Annotated in this window: 22 protein-coding genes; 19 read left to right on the forward strand and 3 right to left on the reverse strand. The window is 58.0% G+C overall.

Going from position 1 to position 18,894, the window contains the following annotated elements; genetic code table 11:
- Window positions 1-179: 179 nt before the first annotated feature.
- Together B5V00_RS01440 and mazG are read right to left on the reverse strand one after the other, a co-directional pair.
- On the reverse strand, window positions 180-572 hold the full coding sequence (locus tag B5V00_RS01440; protein WP_085008777.1) for an FxsA family protein: 393 nt from the start codon (window positions 570-572) through the stop codon (window positions 180-182).
- Between the two features lie 269 nt (window positions 573-841).
- Window positions 842-1,630 carry a nucleoside triphosphate pyrophosphohydrolase gene (gene mazG / locus B5V00_RS01445; RefSeq protein ID WP_085008779.1) on the reverse strand — a complete coding sequence of 263 codons (789 nt, stop codon included), beginning with the start codon at window positions 1,628-1,630 and terminating at the stop codon, window positions 842-844.
- 227 nt (window positions 1,631-1,857) lie between these two features.
- On the opposite strand from mazG, the gene B5V00_RS01450 reads away from it, so the two are divergent.
- The 19 genes from B5V00_RS01450 (at window position 1,858) to B5V00_RS01540 (ending at window position 16,698) form a co-directional block, all read left to right on the forward strand.
- A complete protein-coding gene (locus B5V00_RS01450) occupies window positions 1,858-2,418 on the forward strand; it encodes a YceD family protein (protein ID WP_172399570.1) in 561 nt (186 codons plus the stop codon).
- A 68-nt stretch (window positions 2,419-2,486) separates the two neighbouring features.
- On the forward strand, window positions 2,487-2,666 hold the full coding sequence (gene rpmF / locus B5V00_RS01455) for a 50S ribosomal protein L32 (protein WP_085008783.1): 180 nt from the start codon (window positions 2,487-2,489) through the stop codon (window positions 2,664-2,666).
- A gap of 25 nt (window positions 2,667-2,691) precedes the next feature.
- Window positions 2,692-3,690 carry a phosphate acyltransferase PlsX gene (gene plsX / locus B5V00_RS01460; protein ID WP_085008956.1) on the forward strand — a complete coding sequence of 333 codons (999 nt, stop codon included), beginning with the start codon at window positions 2,692-2,694 and terminating at the stop codon, window positions 3,688-3,690.
- A gap of 50 nt (window positions 3,691-3,740) precedes the next feature.
- Complete coding sequence (locus B5V00_RS01465) at window positions 3,741-4,718, forward strand: beta-ketoacyl-ACP synthase III (RefSeq protein ID WP_085008785.1); 978 nt, start codon at window positions 3,741-3,743, stop codon at window positions 4,716-4,718.
- Window positions 4,719-4,740: 22 nt separating this feature from the next.
- Window positions 4,741-5,658: an ACP S-malonyltransferase gene (fabD, locus tag B5V00_RS01470; RefSeq protein WP_085008787.1), complete on the forward strand. Its 918-nt coding sequence runs from the start codon at window positions 4,741-4,743 to the stop codon at window positions 5,656-5,658.
- A 13-nt stretch (window positions 5,659-5,671) separates the two neighbouring features.
- Entirely contained in the window at window positions 5,672-6,409 is a 738-nt protein-coding gene (gene fabG, locus B5V00_RS01475) for a 3-oxoacyl-[acyl-carrier-protein] reductase (protein WP_085008789.1), read from the forward strand.
- Window positions 6,410-6,458: 49 nt separating this feature from the next.
- Window positions 6,459-6,692: an acyl carrier protein gene (acpP, locus tag B5V00_RS01480; RefSeq protein ID WP_085008791.1), complete on the forward strand. Its 234-nt coding sequence runs from the start codon at window positions 6,459-6,461 to the stop codon at window positions 6,690-6,692.
- Window positions 6,693-6,808: 116 nt separating this feature from the next.
- Window positions 6,809-8,044, forward strand: a complete 1,236-nt coding sequence (fabF, locus tag B5V00_RS01485) for a beta-ketoacyl-ACP synthase II (RefSeq protein WP_085008793.1) — start codon at window positions 6,809-6,811, stop codon at window positions 8,042-8,044.
- Window positions 8,044-8,505 (forward strand): ribose 5-phosphate isomerase B, encoded by a 462-nt coding sequence (rpiB, locus tag B5V00_RS01490; protein ID WP_085008795.1) that lies wholly within the window; start codon window positions 8,044-8,046, stop codon window positions 8,503-8,505. Before fabF ends, rpiB begins: the two co-directional genes overlap by 1 nt.
- A gap of 102 nt (window positions 8,506-8,607) precedes the next feature.
- Window positions 8,608-9,858, forward strand: a complete 1,251-nt coding sequence (glyA, locus tag B5V00_RS01495) for a serine hydroxymethyltransferase (protein ID WP_085008797.1) — start codon at window positions 8,608-8,610, stop codon at window positions 9,856-9,858.
- Between the two features lie 3 nt (window positions 9,859-9,861).
- Window positions 9,862-10,332, forward strand: a complete 471-nt coding sequence (locus B5V00_RS01500) for a deoxycytidylate deaminase (RefSeq protein ID WP_085008798.1) — start codon at window positions 9,862-9,864, stop codon at window positions 10,330-10,332.
- Window positions 10,332-10,811, forward strand: coding sequence for a transcriptional regulator NrdR (gene nrdR, locus B5V00_RS01505; RefSeq protein ID WP_085008800.1), 480 nt, complete (start codon window positions 10,332-10,334; stop codon window positions 10,809-10,811). The genes B5V00_RS01500 and nrdR overlap by 1 nt, the downstream gene beginning before the upstream one ends.
- A 25-nt stretch (window positions 10,812-10,836) precedes the next feature.
- On the forward strand, window positions 10,837-11,952 hold the full coding sequence (gene ribD / locus B5V00_RS01510; RefSeq protein WP_085008801.1) for a bifunctional diaminohydroxyphosphoribosylaminopyrimidine deaminase/5-amino-6-(5-phosphoribosylamino)uracil reductase RibD: 1,116 nt from the start codon (window positions 10,837-10,839) through the stop codon (window positions 11,950-11,952).
- On the forward strand, window positions 11,937-12,587 hold the full coding sequence (locus B5V00_RS01515; RefSeq protein WP_085008803.1) for a riboflavin synthase: 651 nt from the start codon (window positions 11,937-11,939) through the stop codon (window positions 12,585-12,587). Before ribD ends, B5V00_RS01515 begins: the two co-directional genes overlap by 16 nt.
- 34 nt (window positions 12,588-12,621) lie before the next feature.
- Complete coding sequence (locus B5V00_RS01520; protein WP_085008805.1) at window positions 12,622-13,827, forward strand: bifunctional 3,4-dihydroxy-2-butanone-4-phosphate synthase/GTP cyclohydrolase II; 1,206 nt, start codon at window positions 12,622-12,624, stop codon at window positions 13,825-13,827.
- Between the two features lie 63 nt (window positions 13,828-13,890).
- Window positions 13,891-14,355, forward strand: coding sequence for a 6,7-dimethyl-8-ribityllumazine synthase (ribH, locus tag B5V00_RS01525; RefSeq protein WP_085008807.1), 465 nt, complete (start codon window positions 13,891-13,893; stop codon window positions 14,353-14,355).
- Window positions 14,356-14,357: 2 nt separating this feature from the next.
- A complete protein-coding gene (nusB, locus tag B5V00_RS01530; protein WP_085008809.1) occupies window positions 14,358-14,828 on the forward strand; it encodes a transcription antitermination factor NusB in 471 nt (156 codons plus the stop codon).
- A 1-nt stretch (window position 14,829) separates the two neighbouring features.
- Window positions 14,830-15,282, forward strand: a complete 453-nt coding sequence (locus B5V00_RS01535) for a hypothetical protein (RefSeq protein ID WP_085008811.1) — start codon at window positions 14,830-14,832, stop codon at window positions 15,280-15,282.
- Window positions 15,283-15,384: 102 nt separating this feature from the next.
- Window positions 15,385-16,698 carry a homoserine dehydrogenase gene (locus B5V00_RS01540; RefSeq protein WP_085008813.1) on the forward strand — a complete coding sequence of 438 codons (1,314 nt, stop codon included), beginning with the start codon at window positions 15,385-15,387 and terminating at the stop codon, window positions 16,696-16,698.
- Window positions 16,699-16,811: 113 nt separating this feature from the next.
- Here B5V00_RS01540 and B5V00_RS01545 read toward each other — a convergent pair whose 3' ends face one another.
- On the reverse strand, window positions 16,812-18,863 hold the full coding sequence (locus tag B5V00_RS01545; RefSeq protein ID WP_139800612.1) for an alpha/beta fold hydrolase: 2,052 nt from the start codon (window positions 18,861-18,863) through the stop codon (window positions 16,812-16,814).
- Between the last annotated feature and the right edge of the window lie 31 nt (window positions 18,864-18,894).

An 18,894-nucleotide genomic window follows, 5' to 3' on the forward strand; every position in this document is an offset into this window, starting at 1 on the left:
GCGCAGATTCAGGTTGTCTGATTGTATGTACAGCAGGCCGGCGGTTACGATCGCCGGCCTGCTTGCGTTGAGGGGAGTTCTTCTGTCATTTACATGGTGCAAGCGCCGGCAGGAGCCCAACTGGATCAAAATCTTTCATGGCATAAGACGGGAGTGAATATGCAATATGTGCCAACCCTTCAAAACCGCCTAAACTGAATGGTCCCTTTGCGGCGTTGGTTTTCGAACCAGCGCCGCAGCAGTTTTTTGACCAGGTTTCGAGTGCCGGGAACCAGGCAGATGAATCCCATCAGGTCAGTCCAGAATCCCGGCGTCAGCAGTACCACTCCGCCGACCAGCACCATCGCGCCGTCGATCAGTTCTTCGGTCGGCATGCGTCCCGCTGTCAGTTCGCTCTGAATGCGCTGGACCAGTTCCAGTCCCTGCGATCTGGCCAGCCAGGCGCCGGCGATGCCGGTCAGCAGGATCAGCGCGATGGTCGGTCCGACACCGATCAGGGCCCCTGCCTGAATCAGGGTGTAGACTTCGAGAATCGGGACCAGAATGAAGATGACTATCAGGGTTATGAACACGATGACCTCTCTCTGATATGAAAAACTAACATATCGGTTTTAGCTTCATTAGGTGCCTACCATATCTGCGAAAATGCTGCTAACACCATGTTTTTAAGGAACTATTTTTGATGACTAAAAAATGTGCAATGTGCCAGGTGTGCCAAGTTGTCACCGTGGGCCGTAGTTGTTCACAGCCTTTTGCACAGCTTTTCAACAGCAGGTGTGGAAAACGGTGAAAGAACCCTGAAACGGCACGGTTTTTTGTCGGGACCACGATAATGGCGACTTCAACGGTTTGATTTCGGGACTCCGGAAGGTTGCGGTTCAGTCCCGGTGTCGTCTGCTGCCGGCAGCTGTTTTTCGTCCCGTGATTCTCCGCTGTGAATCGCGGCATCAACTCTTTCGCAGGCGTCGAGCAGGGCTGTTTCGGCATCGCATCCGTGTTGTTCGGCCAGATTGACGACGCTGAACAACAGGTCGCCGATTCGGCGGTGGATATCAGATCCGTTGTCCCGGGACGACAACGTCGGACCCGGGGACGTGATGTCCTGTGGCAGCGGGGCATTGTTCTTTGCCATCCGGCTGATCAGCTTCTGGGCCTTCATCAGGGCGGGAAGGTTTGTTGTGATATCTTCAAGGTAGCATGAACTGCCGGAGTTGCCGCCTCGTTCCTGCCGCTTGATGGCATCCCATTGACGATGCAGTTCTTCTTCGCTCTGAAATGTGGCGTCTGCGAAAACATGAGGATGGCGCCGAATCAGCTTGTTGCTGATCGTCTCGGCGATATCGTTGAAATTGAATTCTCCCTTTTCGGCGAAAATCTGTGCCTGGAAAACAACCTGAAGCAGCAGATCGCCCAGTTCATCACGGATTTTGTCCACACCGCCCGTGGCGATAGCTTCCACGGTTTCGTAGGCTTCTTCAAGAATGTAGGGTCGCAGGCTTTCCGGGGTCTGGCGGGCATCCCAGGGACAGCCTCCGGGAGCCCGCAGGGTGGCCATGATCCGGAGCAGACGACCAATGGCGGTTTCCGGTGAGGTCGTTTCGCCGGGGTTGCTGGAGAGGTTTTTCTTCAAGAGGTTTCCTTTGACGTAAAGTGGCCCGCTCGTGAAGGGACGTTTACCGTCAGGCTAATCACCTTGACGGGGCAAGTCAATAGCCCTTGCGGGCTGGAAACCGCTTGCAAAATAGTCAGGAATAGGCTAATAGAAAAACCCGCGCCGGGCGCCTGTTTTCAGGGATTTTCCTTGACATGAACGGGGCAGGTCTTATACTACCCGCTTTCGTTCCGATGAGGCTGTTTTTGTTCACGATCAACTGGGAAAAGATACCGGAGCAGGGGCTGTCGGCCGCTGCTGATGTGTCAGTGGAGGACCTCGTCGCCCTGACTGCTCTGCAGGATCAGGGTGTCTGTCGATTTGTCACCCCGATCGCGGCCAGTCTTGATGCCCACTGGGTTTCAGAACTGTTGCAGGTGAGCGGTCATGTCAGTTGTGATGCTGTTCTTTCCTGCAGTCGTTGTCTGAAAGAGTTCAACCAGCATCTTGAGGGTGGATTCGATCTGACCTTTGCCCGTCAGTTGCCCGAGATCAGCATGACCGAGGATGAGGAGGGCGAGGGCGTTGAACTCACCGCCGATGATCTCGGCCTGGTTTACGCTCCCGGGGATGTCATCGAGCTGCATGACATTTTCGCGGAACAACTGATTCTTGCCCTGCCGACGAAGCCGTTGTGCGACGATTCTTGCGCCGGACTCTGCGCCCGTTGCGGACAGGATCTGAACCGGGGTGACTGCGGCTGCCGGAATAATGATTTCAACAACAGGTTTGCGGCATTGAAAAACCTGAAACTCAATAAGGAATGATGCGCCGGTCCGGGCACTATTTCCTATTATAGAAAACGGGGGTTGCCCCCGCACAAGGAGTCAAGTTCATGGCTGTACCGAAGAAAAAAACATCCAAGTCCAAACGTGATATGCGTCGTTCCCACGATTCTCTTTCCGCGCCCGCGCTTTCTCTCTGCCCGCAATGCAATGAGCCGAAGCAGCCGCACCGGGCTTGCCCCAATTGTGGTGTTTACAAAGGTAAGGACGTCCTCGGCAGCGAAGACTGAGGGAGGTCTTCGCTTGAGTGAGAGAATTGTAGTCGCGGTTGATGCCATGGGGGGGGACAATGCCCCTGTGGTGGAAGTCGCCGGAGCTGTTGAGGCCGCGCGACGTTGGGATATCCCCGTCATCCTGGTGGGAAACTCCGAGCGGGTTTCGGCTGAACTCAGTCGGCATCAGGTTGAAGGCCTGGATATCTCGATCCGGCATGCCAGCGAGGTTGTCGGCATGCACGATTCGCCATCGGATGTGGTCCGGAAAAAGAAGGACTCTTCGGTGCGGGTGGCGTTCGACCTGGTCAAAAACGGCGATGCTCATGCTGTTGTCAGCGCCGGCAATTCCGGGGCGACCATGGCAGCGGCAATGTTTGTTCTGAAGCGGATCAAGGGAATTGACCGGCCGGCCATCGCCACGGTCATGCCCAACCTGCTTGACCAGACGCTGGTCCTTGACGCCGGGGGCAATGTCGATTGTCGTCCGCAGCATCTCGCCCAGTTTGCCCTGATGGGCGCGGTTTATTCCCGACACATTCTCGGCAAACGACAGCCACGGGTTGGACTGCTGTCGAATGGCGAGGAAGAAAGCAAGGGAACCGATCTGACCCGTGGGGCTCACAATCTGCTCCAAAAGGCCGGTTTCAATTACGTCGGCTATGTCGAGGGGCGCGATATTTACAACGGCAGCGTCGATGTTGTCGTCTGCGACGGGTTTGTCGGGAATGTCGTGCTCAAGGCTTCAGAGGGACTTGCCGATGCCATCGGAACCATGCTGAAGCAGGAACTGAAAAGCAGCCTGCGGGCCAAGATCGGTTATCTTCTCGCCCGGCCCGCATTTCGCCGTCTGCGCAAGAAAATCGATTACGCCGAGTATGGCGGGGCGCCTCTGCTCGGTATTGCCGGTACCGGGATGATCTGTCATGGCGGGTCGAATACCAAGGCGGTGATGAACGGTATCCGCCTGGCGCGAGAGTCTGTCGTCAGGCGGGTCAACGAAAACATGGTAGCGGCATTGCAGGGTCCATCCCGCGGATGATCCGCCAGGTCTGCCGGCCATGTTCAATCGGAGGGTGAGGAAGGATTGTAATGAAAGCTCGTATTATCGGGACTGGCTCCTATCTGCCGGAAACCATCCGCACCAACAAAGATATTGAACAGATGGTCGACACCTCGGACGAGTGGATCCGTGCCCGTACCGGCATTCGTGAACGGCGCATCGCCGCCGATAACGAGCAGACCTCTGATCTCGCCGTCAAAGCCGCCCGCAAGGCGATGGACATGGCCGGAGTTTCCCCCGAGGAGATTGATTTTCTGGTTGTCGGGACAATTACCGGTGATCTTCCCTGGCCTGCCACGGCCTGCCTGGTGCAGGAGGGACTCGGGCTGAAAAATGCTTTTGCCTATGATGTCTCGGCGGCCTGTAGCGGGTTTGTTTTTGCTCTTGATGCCGCTGTTCAGCAGATCGAATCGGGCCATATCCGCAAGGCCCTGGTCGTCGGGGCTGAATGCTTGTCGCGGATTATCGACTGGCAGGATCGCAACACCTGTATTCTTTTCGGAGACGGGGCCGGGGCCGTGGTGCTTGAAGGGCAGGACGGTGATCATGGTGTGCTGTCAACCCACCTTCATTCCGACGGCAGTTATTGGGAACTTCTGCATCAGCCGGGGTTCGGAACTCGTACTCCGGCTACTGAGCAGGGTATTCTCGACCGCATCCCGTATCTCAAGATGGCCGGCAACGAAGTCTTCAAAGTTGCGGTCCGTTCTCTGACGGAGGTTGCAAAGGAGGCGCTGGAGGCCAATAGCCTGACTGCCGACCAGATCGACATGATGATTCCGCATCAGGCCAACCTGCGCATTCTTGAAGCCACCGCCAAACGTCTGAAAATGCGTGAGGATCAGGTTTATGTCAATGTTGATCGTTTCGGCAATACCTCCGGGGCGTCGATTCCCATCGCCCTGGATGAAGCCAACCGCAAGGGTCTGATCAAAGAGAATGACATTCTGTTGTTTGACGCCTTTGGTGGCGGATTCACCTGGGGCTCGGCTGTGGTACGCTGGTAACAATCTACTTTGGGACTGAACGATGATCACATTTCTTTTTCCCGGGCAGGGTTCTCAGTCCGCCGGCATGGGCAAGGACCTGGCCGCTGATTTCAAGGTCGCCAGGGATGTTTTCGAAGAGGCCAATGATGCTCTCGGGTTTGATCTGGCCACGCTCTGTTTCAATGGCCCCGATGAGGACCTGAAGCTTACAGAGAACACCCAGCCCGCTATCCTGACTCACAGCGTCGCGGCATTGCGGGTATTGCAGGAAGTCAGCGACCTGCGGCCTGATTATGCCGCCGGACATTCCCTAGGTGAATATTCCGCCCTGGTCTGTTCCGGGGCGCTGCAGTTCGCCGATGCCGTGAAGATCGTCCGGCAGCGTGGTCGCTTCATGCAGCAGGCGGTTCCGGTCGGGCAGGGTGCCATGGCGGCCATTATCGGCCTCGATGCCGAGTCGCTCGAGCAGGTCTGCCGGCAGGCCGCCGACGGTGACGTTGTCTCACCGGCGAATTACAACAGCCCCGGCCAGGTGGTCATCGCCGGACATGCCGAGGCGGTTGCCCGGGCGACTGATCTGGCCAAGGCCAAGGGGGCCAAGCGGGCCATGCCTCTGCCGGTCAGCGCCCCTTTTCACTGTTCACTGATGCAGCCGGCGGCCGACCAGCTTGCCCGCGTTCTTGAACCCGTACAGGTCGGTAAGCTCAATGTGCCGGTGGTGTCCAACGTGGAGGCACGCCCCAACCTGGAAAGTGAGCGTGTCAAGGCCCTTCTTGTTCGACAGGTGTGTGCCCCTGTGCGATGGGAAGAATCCGTGACATGGATGGTTGAGTCGGGAGTTGATCATTTTGTCGAGATCGGCCCCGGTAAGGTTCTTTCCGGTTTGGTCAAGCGCATGGCGCGAGGCAGCCGGATTCAGAATCTGGCCGTGGCCGCTGATATTGAAAAGTTGAATTAAGGGAGACAGGACCATGCCAGCTGATAAGGTTGCTCTGGTAACCGGAGCTTCACGCGGCATCGGCCGGGCTATCTGCCTAGCACTTGCCGCCCGGGGATGCCGAATTGTTGCGGCCGGTCGAGATCGCGACGCCCTCCAGGACGTTGCCGACGAGATCGCAAAACTTGGTGCCGAGGTTCTTGTCGTGACCGGTGACGTCAGTTGCGGCGAAGATGTCAATCGGATGGTCAGCGAGGCGCGCGAACATTTTTCACGTCTCGATATACTGGTAAACAACGCCGGTCTGACGCGTGACGGGTTGCTGCTGCGCATGAAGGATGAAGACTGGGACGCCGTCCTGAATGCCAATCTCAAGGGCAGCTTCATGCTGACGCGCGCCGCGGCCAAGATCATGACCCGACAACGCTATGGCCGGATCATCAATATCAGTTCCGTTGTCGGTGAGATGGGGAATCCCGGCCAGGCCAATTATTGTGCCAGCAAGGCCGGATTGATCGGTCTGACGAAATCCAACGCCAGGGAACTGGCGAAACGCAATATCACGGTCAACGTTGTCGCCCCCGGTTTTATCGTGACCTCGATGACAGAGGTTCTGGATGACAAGGCTCGCGAGGAACTGGTGGGACAGATCCCTCTCGGACGAATCGGAAACCCGGAAGATGTGGCCAATGCCGTCGTCTTTCTCGCCTCGGAAGCGGCCGGTTATATAACCGGCCAGGTTCTGAGCGTGAACGGCGGCATGTACATGTAAACAGGTTCGGTGCCAGGCCACCGACATAAAACAAGGAGGTAGACAAGACATGGCTACTGTAGAAGAACGTGTTAAACAGATTGTCGCTGAGCAGCTGGGTGTTGATGAGGCCCAGGTTACCCTGGAAGCGGCATTCATGGATGATCTGGGTGCCGATTCCCTCGACACCGTAGAGTTGGTCATGGCTCTGGAGGAGGAGTTTGATATTGAGATCTCCGACGAAGATGCCGAAAAAATTCAGAAAGTTCAGGACGCGGTTACCTATATCAGCGAGAATACCTGAATCCGGTCAGCACGGGGGGGAGGGCATCCTTCCCCCCGTGAGCAACATGCGGTTGCCCGGTTGTCGTTAGGGGTGCCGGATGTCTGACCCATTTGAGTTGGAGGCCTGTAGAGCTTATGCGTAGAGTCGTTATTACCGGTATGGGCATTATTTCGCCATTGGGGTCCGGTTTGGAGAGCAATTGGGATGCTGTCACTAATGGTGTGTCCGGCATCGGTCCGATCACGCATTTTGATGCTTCGAATCTGCCGACCCGGATTGCCGGTGAGGTCAAGGATTTCAATCCCGGCGACTTTATAGAAAAAAAAGAACAGCGCAAAATGGACCTGTTCATCCAGTACGCCGTTGCCGCTGCCGACATGGCCGTGGCCGATTCCGGACTGGAGATTAACGATGATAACGCCGAACGGGTAGGGGTGCAGATCGGTGCCGGCCTGGGTGGCCTGCCGACGATTGAAAAATATCACAAGGCGATGCTTGAAGGCGGCTACCGGAAAGTCTCCCCCTTCTTCATCCCGATGCTGATCATCAATCTCGCCCCCGGTTTTGTTTCCATGCGTACCGGTGCCAAGGGACCCAACCTGTCGACGGTTTCCGCCTGTGCCACCGGCACGCATTCCATCGGCGATGCCTACCGGCTGATTCAGCGGGGCGACGCCGACGCCATGATTGCCGGTGGATGCGAGGGGACCATTTCGGCCCTGGGGATTGCCGGTTTCAATGTCATGAAGGCGCTGTCGACCCGCAACGATGATCCGACTGCCGCCAGCAGGCCGTTCGATAAAAACCGTGATGGTTTTGTCATGGCGGAAGGCGCGGGCATCCTGGTCCTCGAAGAGTACGAGGCGGCCAGAAAGCGGGGCGCGCACATCTATGCCGAGGTCGCCGGCTACGGCATGACCGGTGATGCTTACCACCTGACGGCTCCGGCTCCCGGTGGTGAAGGTGCCGCGCGCTGCATGAAGATGGCGGTCGGCAATTCCGGGGTCAACCCCGAAGAGATTGATTACATCAACGCCCATGGAACCTCGACCCATTTCAACGACCTCTATGAGACCATGGCGATTAAATCCGTTTTCGGCGATCATGCCCGGAAGCTCATGGTCAGCTCCACCAAAAGCATGACCGGTCATGCCCTCGGTGCCGCAGGAGGTCTTGAAGCGGTTTATCTTGCCCTCAGCATCGATCGCGGGGTGGTGCCGCCGACCATCAACTATGACGAGCCCGATCCGGAATGTGATCTCGATTATGTTCCCAACCATGCGCGCGAGACCAGGGTCAGGGCCGGGCTGAGCAATTCCTTCGGTTTTGGCGGAACCAACGCCACTCTGCTGTTAAAAAAGGCTGAATGATGTTTGTTATTGCCAGTGACCATGGCGGCCTGGAGCTGAAACAGGCGATCTTCGATTATCTGCAGCAGCGGGGAATCGAGGTTCAGGATCTCGGAACCAATGGCGATGCGTCGGTTGATTATCCCGATTTCGGTGAAAAGGTCGCGGCACGCGTCAGTTGCGGTGAGGCGCAAAGCGGGATTCTGATCTGCGGAACCGGCATCGGGATGTCGATTGTTGCCAACAAGTTTCCCGGGGTTCGAGCCGCGCTGGTAACCGACAACTTTACCGCCCGCATGGCCAAGGAACATAACAACGCCAATGTTCTGGTGATGGGAGGCCGGGTCCTTGATGTGGGCCAGGCTCTTGAAATGGTAGAAACATGGCTCGACACCGAGTTCGAGGCCGGTCGGCACCAGCGTCGGCTTGACAAGATCGCGCAGCTTGAAAAACGTTTACGCGGTGAGTCTTCACCGGAATGATCAACCCGGGCAGGCTGCAACGCCTGCCCGATTTGTTGAATCTGAATCAGTCGCGACTCCCTGGTTCAGAATTAAATCCAGCCCAGCCGGAGACCGAGAGAAATGTCTGATCAGCTCAATCTGTTCGATAGTGAAATTGCCGATGCCATCCGCAAGGAAACCGAGCGCCAGGAATACAGTCTCGAGTTCATTGCTTCGGAAAACTTCGTCAGTGAGAATATCCTGGAAGCTCAGGGTTCCGTTCTGACCAACAAGTACGCGGAAGGCTATCCAGCCAAGCGTTACTACGGCGGCTGTGAATTTGTCGATGTCGCGGAGCAGCTGGCCATTGATCGCGCCAGGGAACTGTTCGGTGCCGAGCACGCCAATGTTCAGCCCCATTCCGGTTCCCAGGCCAACATGGCAGTTTACATGGCGGTCTGCCAGCCGGGAGACACGGTCCTCGGGATGAACCTGGCCCATGGCGGACACCTGACCCACGGTTCGCCGGTCAATTTTTCCGGCAAGCTGTACAATATCGTTCCCTATGGCGTTAAACGCGAGACCGGGACCATCGACTACGAAGAAGTCGAGCAGCTGGCCCTTGAACACAAGCCGAAAATGATTGTTGTCGGTGCCAGCGCCTATCCGCGAACCATTGATTTCAAGGCCTTCAGATCCATTGCCGACAAGGTCGGCGCCGTTGTCATGGTCGACATGGCGCATATTGCCGGTCTGGTTGCCGCCGGCGAGCATCCCAACCCGGTTCCCTACGCCGAGTTCGTCACCTCGACGACCCACAAGACGTTGCGTGGCCCGCGCGGCGGCCTGATTCTCTGTACCGAGGAATGGGGCAAAAAACTCAACAGCAATATTTTCCCCGGCATCCAGGGTGGCCCGTTGATGCATGTCATCGCCGCCAAGGCGGTGGCCTTCAAGGAAGCTCTGCAGCCCGAATTCAAGAACTATGCGGCGCAGGTGGTGAAGAATGCCCGAGCCCTGGCTGAAACCCTGGTGTCGCATGGTTTCAACCTGGTGTCCGGGGGCACTGATAACCATCTGATGCTGCTCGATTTCAGCGGCACGGAGCTTACCGGAAAGGTTGCCGAGGCGACCTTGGAAACAGCCGGCATCACCGTCAACAAGAATGCGGTTCCCTTCGATACCCGGTCCCCGTTTGTGACCAGCGGCATCCGCATCGGCACTCCGGCGACCACCACCCGCGGGTTGAAAGAGGCAGACATGGTTCAGGTCGGCGAGTGGATCGCCGCCGCGTTGCAGAATGTTGACAACGCGACAAAGCTTGCCGAGATCCGGCAGCAGGTTCGTGAACTCTGTCAGCGTTTCCCGCTCTATGCTCATCGACTGAAATAAACGATGCAGCGACCGAGCTGGGATCAGTATTTCATGGACATCGCCACCCTGGTGGCCAGCCGCTCGACCTGCCTGCGTCGCCAGGTCGGGGCGGTGATGGTGAAGGGAAAAAATATCCTTGCCACCGGTTACAACGGCACACCCTCCGGAATTACTCACTGCTCGGTCACCGGTTGTCTGCGGGAACAGCTCAAGGTCCCGTCCGGGGAGCGTCATGAACTTTGTCGCGGCCTGCATGCTGAACAGAATGCGATCATTCAGGCCGCAAGGCATGGCATCAATATCGACGGCGCCACTCTGTACTGCACCCACTCGCCGTGTATTATCTGTTCGAAGATGCTGATCAATGCCGGGATTCGTCAGATCGTCTATCAGGTCGGTTACCCGGACCAGCTTTCTCTCGACATGTTGAGCGAGGCCGGCATTTGCTTTGAAATCCTTGAGAACAATAACCCGAACCAGGAGGATCAGTGATGAAATGCCCTTTTTGCGGCTTTGCCGATACCCGGGTTGTTGATTCAAGGCTCGGGAAAGAAGGCAACAACATTCGCCGCCGTCGTGAATGCGGAGACTGCGGCAAACGGTTTACCACCTATGAGCGGGTCGAGGAAACTCTGCCGCTGGTGATCAAGAAGGACGGTCGACGCGAGCCTTTTGACCGAACGAAGATCATTGCCGGTATGCAGCGCGCCTGTGAGAAACGTCCGGTTTCCATTTCCACCATCGAGCATGCCGTCGATCAGCTTGAGTTACGGCTGCAGGAGAGTGGTGAAAAGGAGATCGATGCCAGTCGGATCGGTACCGAGGTGATGGCGGCCCTGCACGACATGGACGAGGTCGCCTATGTCCGCTTTGCTTCGGTCTATCGGCAATTCAAGGACATCAATGAATTTATGGCCGAACTGAAGGACCTGTTGGCGCAGGACGAAAAGGGCGGCCGGCAATCTGGTTGAAATTTCCGGGTAGAACAGGCGTTCCATGAACACGCCAGAAGATTATATGCGGCGGGCTCTCGCCCTGGCCGGAAAAGGGGAGGGACGGACCCGCCCGAATCCCCCCGTTGGCGCGGTGATCGTCAAGTACGGGCGGATCGTAGGTGAAGGGTTCCATCCCGCTGCCGGCAGCCCCCATGCCGAAATCTTCGCCCTCCGGCAGGCCGGAGAACAGGCCTGTGGCGCAGATGTCTATGTCACTCTTGAACCCTGCTCCCATACCGGTCGTACCGGTCCCTGTGCCGAGGCGCTGATCCGCTCCGGAGTGAAAAAGGTCTGGATCGGGACCGGTGATCCCAACCCGCGGGTTGACGGGCGGGGTGTCGCGTTGCTGCGGGCGGCCGGGATTGAAGTTGAATGCGGTTTGCTGGGTGATGACTGTCGGTGGCTGATCGCTCCATTTTCCATGCTCATGTCAACCGGTCGTCCTCTGGTTACGCTGAAGGCCGCAGTGACCCTCGACGGCAAGACGGCGACCTGTCAGGGTGAGTCACAATGGATTTCCGGAGAACAGAGCCGGGCCGATGTTCATCGCCTGCGCGACCGGGTCGATGCCATCATGGTCGGGGTCGGTACTGTTCTGCGCGACAATCCCCGTCTGACGACCAGACTGTCGGGTGGGGGGGGACACGACCCCCTGCGGGTGGTGGTCGATTCCCGTCTGCGGACGCCGGATGAAGCCGCGGTTATCAACCATTCCTCCGACAGCGGTGTTGTTATCGCGACTACGCCACAGGCTGATTCGGATCGCGTCAGGGCCCTTGAAAATGCCGGTGCCCGGGTGCTTGTCTGCAACGAGATAGAAGGGCAGGGGGTTGATTTGCAGGACCTGCTGCGTCAACTTGGCAAGATGGACATTATGCATCTGTTGCTTGAGGGCGGCGCTATTCTCAACCAGGGCGCGTTCAATGCTGATATCATCGACCGGGTGCGGCTCTATGTGGCCCCGATGTTGTTCGGCGGCAGTGACGGCAAGGGAATTTTCAGCGGTCATGGCATCGGTCAACTGGCAGCTGCACGGAGATTGGGTCCACTGAAGGTTTCCGGGATGGGCGATGACCTGCTGGTCGAGGGAGAGGTGCTTCGATGTTCACCGGCCTGATTGAAGATGTCGGAACCGTTCGTTCGCTGCAGCGGGGAGCGACGGAGTGTCGATTGACGATTACCACCGGTTTGCCGGTTGAGGAACTGGTCCTCGGGGAGAGTGTCGCCGTCAATGGAGCCTGTCTGACCGTGGTGGCTGTCGGGATAGCTGATTTTACCGCCGATGTGTCACCTGAAACCCTGCAGCGGACCAATCTCCGCGACCTTCAGCCCGGGCGGAGGGTCAATCTTGAACGGGCTCTGCAGCTTGGCGGCAGGCTCGGCGGACATATCGTTTCCGGTCACATCGATGCTACGGCCAACCTGCAATCGAGGCAGCGTTCGGGCAACGCTGAGATTCTGCAGTGGCAGATGGACTCTCCGAGTCTGCGCTTTGTTGTCGAGAAAGGATCGGTCGCCATTGACGGCATCAGCCTGACCGTCAACCAGGTGAGTGACAGCGGATTCTCGGTGGCCATCATTCCTCACACCCTTGCCCGTACGACTCTGGTCGACTGTCGGCCGGGGGTGGTGGCCAACATCGAAACCGACCTGCTCGGGAAATATGTCGCGCGCCTGCTGGAGGGTCGCGACGATCATTCGGAAAAGAAATCGCTGAGTCTGGAATTCCTTGCCAGAAACGGCTTTATGTAAAATATCTCGATTTTACCTTAAGGATTAATACGCTATGCCTATCGCAAAAATCGAAGCCGCCCTTGACGATATCCGTCAGGGTAAAATGGTGATTCTGGTCGATGACGAGGATCGCGAGAATGAAGGCGACCTGACTCTCGCCGCCGAGAAAGTGACGCCGGAAGCGATTAATTTCATGGCCAAGTTCGGCCGCGGGCTGATCTGTCTTTCCCTGACCGAAGAGCGTGCCGATTATCTTGAACTGCCGCTGATGGTGCAGGAAAATACCTCCTCCTTCGGCACCGCGTTCACGATTTCTATCGAGGCCCGGCGCGGTGTCAGCACCGGCATTTCCGCCGCTGACCGGGCTCATACCATTCAGGTCGCGATTGCCGATGACACGGGTCCGCGTGACCTGGCGCGTCCCGGGCATATTTTCCCGTTGCGCGCCAAGAAGGGCGGGACCCTGGTTCGGGCCGGGCAGACCGAAGGTTCGGTGGACCTGGCACGGCTGGCCGGGTTGAAGCCTGCCGGTGTCATCTGTGAGATCATGAACGAGGACGGCTCCATGGCGCGGATGCCTCAGTTGACAGAATTCGCGGCGGAGCATGATCTGAAAATTGTCACCATCGCCGATCTCGTCGCCTACCGGATGCGCAAGGAACTGCTGGTGCGCCGTGCGGCCGAAACCGTGCTGCCGACCCCGTTTGGCGGTGAGTTCAAGGCCATTGCCTACGAAAATGATGTGGATCATCTGAACCACCTCGCCCTGGTCAAGGGGGAGATTGATCCCGACAAACCGATCATGGTCCGGGTTCATTCCGAATGCCTCACCGGAGATGTCTTCGGTTCCCAGCGCTGTGATTGCGGGGACCAGCTGCATGCCGCCATGAGCCAGATCGATGCGGAGGGTGCCGGTGTCATCCTCTACATGCGCCAGGAAGGCCGCGGCATCGGACTGATCAACAAGCTGAAAGCCTATGCTCTTCAGGATCAGGGGTGTGATACCGTTGAGGCGAATGAGAAGCTGGGATTCAAGGCTGATCTGCGCGACTACGGCATCGGGGCGCAGATTCTGTCTGAACTTGGTATCCGCAAGATCAGGCTGATGACCAACAATCCGAAGAAAATTGTCGGTCTGGAAGGTTACGGCCTTGAAATTGTCGAACGGGTTCCGGTTCAGGCCGAGCCCACCGATGCCAACCGCAGGTACCTGAAGACCAAGCGGGAAAAGATGGGACATCTGCTGGAAAATTTGTAAACTGGAAACCCACCAACGCCGATCCGAAGTGCCTTCCGGGTCGGATCAAGAGGGAGCGGATTTATGCCGAAAATAATTGAAGGGGCCATGCAGGCCAAGGGAATCAAGGTCGGTCTGATCGTCAGCCGGTTCAACAGCTTTATCTGTGATCGTCTGTTGGAGGGCGCTGTCGACACCCTGCGGCGTCATGGTGCCGACGAGCAGGATCTGACTGTTGTCAAGGTGCCCGGCGCTTTTGAAATTCCCCTGGTGGCCCGGAAAATGGTCGATTCCGGTCATTATGACGCCGTTGTCTGCCTTGGAGCCGTGATTCGGGGGGCGACACCGCATTTTGATTATGTCAGTGCCGAAGTTTCCAAGGGGGTCGCTTCCGTCGGCCTGGATTCCGGCATGCCGGTCATCTTCGGTGTCCTGACGACCGATACCATCGAGCAGGCCGTCGAACGCGCCGGGACCAAGGCGGGAAACAAGGGTGCCGAGGCGGCGGCCTGTGCCATTGAAATGGTCAATCTCTGCCGGTCACTGTAGACATGACCAAGGGTATCAGGCGACAGGGGCGGGAACTCGCGCTCAAAATCATTTACAGTTTTCCTGATCAGCAACGTGATATCAGCGTGATCCTGGACGAATTCTGGACCAATTTCAGATTTCGGGATGACTTGCTGGGGGAGGCGGTCGAGGATGATGCCGAAGGGCAGCCCCCTGAACTGGTTCGCCAGTTCGCCGAGAGAATTGCCTCCGGGACCTATCAACAGCTGTCGGCTATCGACGAAAAGCTGCGGGACAGTTCCCGGAACTGGAGTCTTGACCGGATGTCCCGCGTCGATCTCGCCCTGTTGCGCATGGGGGCCTACGAGCTGCTTTTCTGCGCTGATGTTCCAACCAGTGTCGCGATCAATGAAGCGATAGAAATCGGCAAGCGTTACGGCACGCGGGAAACCCCCGGTTTTATCAACGGTATTCTTGACCGCATCGGTAGAGATCGCTCCGGCGGCACCTGATATGTCGGACGTTGTCCAGGAGATTGCCTGCCCACCTGACCAGCTTGAGGTTGATGTCGTGGCCGCGGTCCTGTTTGACGGACGTGATATGCTGGACGGCCCGGCCGGTCTGCTCAACCGGCGACTTGGCTACGGCCTCAGGTTTTTACTCGACCAGTCGGTTCTGGTACGCAGCAACCACAAGGTTGCCGCCCGCTGGGTGCTTTTTCATGGATGGGCCGCCGGATGTCCCGAGCGCGATTCGGACCTGCGGCGGTTGCTGGCTGAATTGTTGCGGGTCTGTCGGCGGGCCGGGTTTGAACGCATTGCCCTGGCTGCCCCGGAAGCAGCACTGGTGAAGCGCGATCAATGGACCCCGGCCCTGGCGCAAGCGGCTTCGGGAGCAGGAGTCTCAGAGTGCCTGGTGACCTACGATCACAGTTATCTGCATGATCACACCGGACCGGTTTTTTGAACCGATCTGGACGATGATCCTGAAACCGTCCTTTCCAAGTTTGCTGAAACGTGTCCAGGTTTGCCTGGCAAGAATTTAGGACAACTCTCAATTGAGGCTGGAATGAAAGAACTCAAGGTAGGATTACTGGGATTCGGCACCATCGGTACCGGTGTCGTCAAGTTGTTGCAGCAGAACGCCGAGGTGATCAGGAATCGCCTCGGAGCCCCGGTCAGGCTGCTCAAAATTGCCGATCTTGACATTGAAACGGATCGCGGCGTCAAGCTCGAAGAGGGGCTGTTGACCGCGGATGCCGAACAGGTCCTCAGCAACCCCGAGATTGATGTCGTCATCGAGCTGATCGGCGGTTACGAGCCCGCCCGCAGCTTTGTCCTCAAGGCGATTGCCAACGGCAAGCATGTGGTGACGGCAAACAAGGCGCTGCTTGCCGTTCATGGTGAAGAAATCTTTGCCGCGGCCGCCGACAAAGGGGTTGAGGTGATGTTCGAGGCTTCGGTCGGTGGGGGGATCCCGATTATCACCTCGCTCAAGGAGAATCTCGGCGCCAACCGGTTTCAATCGATTTTCGGCATTCTCAACGGTACCTGCAACTACATTCTGACCCGTATGACCAACGAGGGGGAGGAGTTTGCCGCGGTTCTGAAGGATGCCCAACAGGCCGGGTACGCTGAAGCCGATCCGACTTTCGATATCGAAGGAATTGACACCGCGCACAAACTCGCGCTTTTGGTCAGTCTCTGTTTCGGCACCAGGGTTGATTTCAAGCAGATTTATGCCGAGGGCATCAGTTCGATTACCAGTCTCGACATCCAGTTCGCACGCCAGTTCGGCTATAAGATCAAGCTGCTGGCCATCGGCAAGATGCACGACAACGGCAGCATCGAAGCGCGGGTTCACCCAACTATGATCCCGGAACACTATCCGCTGGCCGATGTTGACGGGGTCTTCAACGCGGTTCGGGTCACCGGTGATTTTGTCGGTCCGGTGATGCAGTATGGTCTCGGGGCCGGGATGAACGCAACCGCCAGTGCCGTGGTCGGTGATGTGATGTCGCTGGCCCGCAGTGGACGGGGAAACGGTGAACCTCGTTCTTATGGCTACGGTTGTCGACCCGACGCGCTGCAGGAGCTGCCCCTCAGGTCGATGGATGATATCTGCAGCCAGTATTACCTGCGATTTACCACGGTCGACCAGCCTGGCGTGCTGGCGGCGATTTCCGGCAAGCTGGGCGAGTACCGCATCAGTATCGCCTCGATGATCCAGCCCGAGCGGCGCGATGATGGCGCGGTGCCGATCGTCATCATGACCCATGAAGCTGCGGAAAAGGATATGCGTGCGGCCCTGGCGGAAATCGATCAGCTGCAGATCGTTCAGTCGCCCAGCCACCTGATTCGGATTGAAGGCAGCCTGGACTGACAGTTTGTAAGCAGCATCCAGTAATCAGGGCCCGTCATCCTCATGAGATGACGGGCCCTGACTTTTTTCAGGAAGCTCCCCCGTCTTTTGGACGGGAGAGCTTCTGCTGATGGTTAAAGGGTTCCTGCTCCGGCAAGAAAGCCTGCCACTTGGCTCTGTGAACCGAAGGTCGCGTTGCCCTGGACGGTTGCGGAATAACCGCTGTACCAGGGTTCGGTCGTCGGATCGAAAAGCGGGCTGAGCAGGAAACTGTGAACCACCGGTTTGCCGCTCAGGCCGTACTGGTAGACACCGGAGGTGAGGTCGCCAGGTCCGGGGAATCCGGTGGCGACAGAGTCGGGATCGACGACAACGGCAGCGGCAGGTTCGAGCCCGAGATTGGAGACGAAGACCTTGCTCGACGCCGGTGAAACGATCGGATCACCGAAGGCGTAAAGGGTCATCAGATCGGCGGTTGAATTGCCGCCGATGACGTTGTAGGTGGCATCGGTCGGATCGAGCAGCCATTGGGCCAGGTCGAGGAAGACATAGTACTCGGTGGTCCCGGGAGTGAATCCCAGGGAAGAGACCAGCGCCTGCATGGTCGGCAGCGAGGTTTCATCCAGGACGTTGACGAGGATGGCCGAGGGGCTGGAAAGGACCATCTTGCTGACCCGGGTTTCCTGGGAGAGGAAGACCGAGCCGATGATCGAGCCCAGGGAATGGGCGATGAACGGAATGTTGGTCGCGTCCAGGTCGGTAAACGTATCGCCGTCCAGGTCGATGCCGGCTTCGATGACATCGACCGCTTCCCACAGGTCAATAGCCGCCTGGTAGAGATTGGCCCGGTCCTGGATCAGGTTGGTGGTGAAGAAACCGTCCCCCGAGACCGCGCCCGGGGTGGTGCGTTCGCCGTGGAAGATGGCGTCAATGGCGAGAGTGGCGTAGCCGGCCTGGGCCAGGCTGTTGGCGATCGGCAGGGCGGCGTCCTTGCTGGAGGTGATGCCGTGCTGGAACAGCACTACCGGCCAGGGGCCGGGCGTTGCCGGAACCGTCAGACGGAAGGTGACGGTGGTCATGCCGCTCTGGTCGAGCAGCGGGCTGTCGTAGGTCCCGGTGTAGATGTTGCCCAAGTCGGAGGTCGGGATACCGGTGCCGGTCAGCAGGGTTGCCGCCGGGATGCCGACAGGGTCGGTTTCCGCGGCGCCGGTGGCCGGGTTGGTCCAGCTCAGGTTGTTGGTGGTGGTTTTTGTGCTCAGCATTTTGAGGGAGGCGGTGGTCTGTGCGAAAGCATCGGTGCCTCCTGCAACCGGGTAGTCAACGGTCGGCGATGTCGTAGTACTAAGGGCTGGGGCTGGTGCGGTCGGGGTCAGTGAAAAAGTATAAGAGGCGGTGTGGTAGGTCCAGGTGACCAGGATGTCGTCCCGGGTCCAGGGGATCCCGGTCTTGGCGGCGGTAACCCCGGCGATGATGTCGAACAGGGCCTGTGGCCCGTCATTGAAGGCGGCCCGCAGGTTTTCAAAGGGGAAGAAGGGTGAGGTGGCGTCAAACGGCGTGGTCGACTTCAGTGCCGTCATGGTGAAGGAGGACGCCGTCGGATAACCGTTGCTGTCAAGCAGCGAGTTCTTGACCACCACCACGTAGGCTGCACCGGGTGTGAAGGGTTGCTTCGGCAGCAGCTTGATGACGCCGGACGTGAAGTCGTCCTGGATGATGAAATCGGTCTGGTCGCGGAATTCCATCAGCCCCAATGCTGTGACGACGCCGGCGGTATCTCCGGTCGCCAAAGCGGTCAGCAGGGCGGTAAGCTGCGGGTCGTCAGTGCGGAAGATCAGCAGCTCGAGGGTTGAGCTGTCGACCGTCCCGGTCAGCGGCAGGGTCAGGAACATGTTGGGTGACAGGCCGAGCAGGTTCGGCTGGGCATTGATCAGCTGTTTGAGCTGGTCGAGATCAGAGCCGTCATTGGCGAGCGGCAGGTCCACCCTCGGGTCGCCGTCAGCGGCCCAGGTGACATCATTGGGAAGTGGAAGGGTGGTGGCGTCAAGTTGCGCGTAAACAATCGGGGTACCGCCCTCTGTCAGGAGTGCATTGCTTCCGGTTTGAGTGTTGCCGCTGTCGCCGCCACAGGCTGCCAGCGAAAGGGCCAGAGCGAGCAGCAACAACCCGTTCCTTAAGTGAACAACCATTTTAGTCCTCCTCTGTTCAGGGAAAATAAAC

The sequence above is a fragment of the Geothermobacter hydrogeniphilus genome (assembly GCF_002093115.1).
GTDB lineage: Bacteria > Desulfobacterota > Desulfuromonadia > Desulfuromonadales > Geothermobacteraceae > Geothermobacter_A > Geothermobacter_A hydrogeniphilus.

Excerpts from the sequence above, each read along its gene's own strand:
- rpmF (WP_085008783.1), top strand. The coding sequence starts at position 2,487 with ATGGCTGTACCGAAGAAAAAAACATCCAAGTCCAAACGTGATATGCGT.
- B5V00_RS01465 (WP_085008785.1), top strand. The coding sequence starts at position 3,741 with ATGAAAGCTCGTATTATCGGGACTGGCTCCTATCTGCCGGAAACCATC.
- fabD (WP_085008787.1), top strand. The coding sequence starts at position 4,741 with ATGATCACATTTCTTTTTCCCGGGCAGGGTTCTCAGTCCGCCGGCATG.
- fabG (WP_085008789.1), top strand. The coding sequence starts at position 5,672 with ATGCCAGCTGATAAGGTTGCTCTGGTAACCGGAGCTTCACGCGGCATC.
- acpP (WP_085008791.1), top strand. The coding sequence starts at position 6,459 with ATGGCTACTGTAGAAGAACGTGTTAAACAGATTGTCGCTGAGCAGCTG.
- fabF (WP_085008793.1), top strand. The coding sequence starts at position 6,809 with ATGCGTAGAGTCGTTATTACCGGTATGGGCATTATTTCGCCATTGGGG.
- rpiB (WP_085008795.1), top strand. The coding sequence starts at position 8,044 with ATGTTTGTTATTGCCAGTGACCATGGCGGCCTGGAGCTGAAACAGGCG.
- glyA (WP_085008797.1), top strand. The coding sequence starts at position 8,608 with ATGTCTGATCAGCTCAATCTGTTCGATAGTGAAATTGCCGATGCCATC.
- B5V00_RS01500 (WP_085008798.1), top strand. The coding sequence starts at position 9,862 with ATGCAGCGACCGAGCTGGGATCAGTATTTCATGGACATCGCCACCCTG.
- nrdR (WP_085008800.1), top strand. The coding sequence starts at position 10,332 with ATGAAATGCCCTTTTTGCGGCTTTGCCGATACCCGGGTTGTTGATTCA.
- ribD (WP_085008801.1), top strand. The coding sequence starts at position 10,837 with ATGAACACGCCAGAAGATTATATGCGGCGGGCTCTCGCCCTGGCCGGA.
- B5V00_RS01515 (WP_085008803.1), top strand. The coding sequence starts at position 11,937 with ATGTTCACCGGCCTGATTGAAGATGTCGGAACCGTTCGTTCGCTGCAG.
- B5V00_RS01520 (WP_085008805.1), top strand. The coding sequence starts at position 12,622 with ATGCCTATCGCAAAAATCGAAGCCGCCCTTGACGATATCCGTCAGGGT.
- ribH (WP_085008807.1), top strand. The coding sequence starts at position 13,891 with ATGCCGAAAATAATTGAAGGGGCCATGCAGGCCAAGGGAATCAAGGTC.
- nusB (WP_085008809.1), top strand. The coding sequence starts at position 14,358 with ATGACCAAGGGTATCAGGCGACAGGGGCGGGAACTCGCGCTCAAAATC.
- B5V00_RS01535 (WP_085008811.1), top strand. The coding sequence starts at position 14,830 with ATGTCGGACGTTGTCCAGGAGATTGCCTGCCCACCTGACCAGCTTGAG.
- B5V00_RS01540 (WP_085008813.1), top strand. The coding sequence starts at position 15,385 with ATGAAAGAACTCAAGGTAGGATTACTGGGATTCGGCACCATCGGTACC.
- B5V00_RS01545 (WP_139800612.1), bottom strand. The coding sequence starts at position 18,863 with ATGGTTGTTCACTTAAGGAACGGGTTGTTGCTGCTCGCTCTGGCCCTT.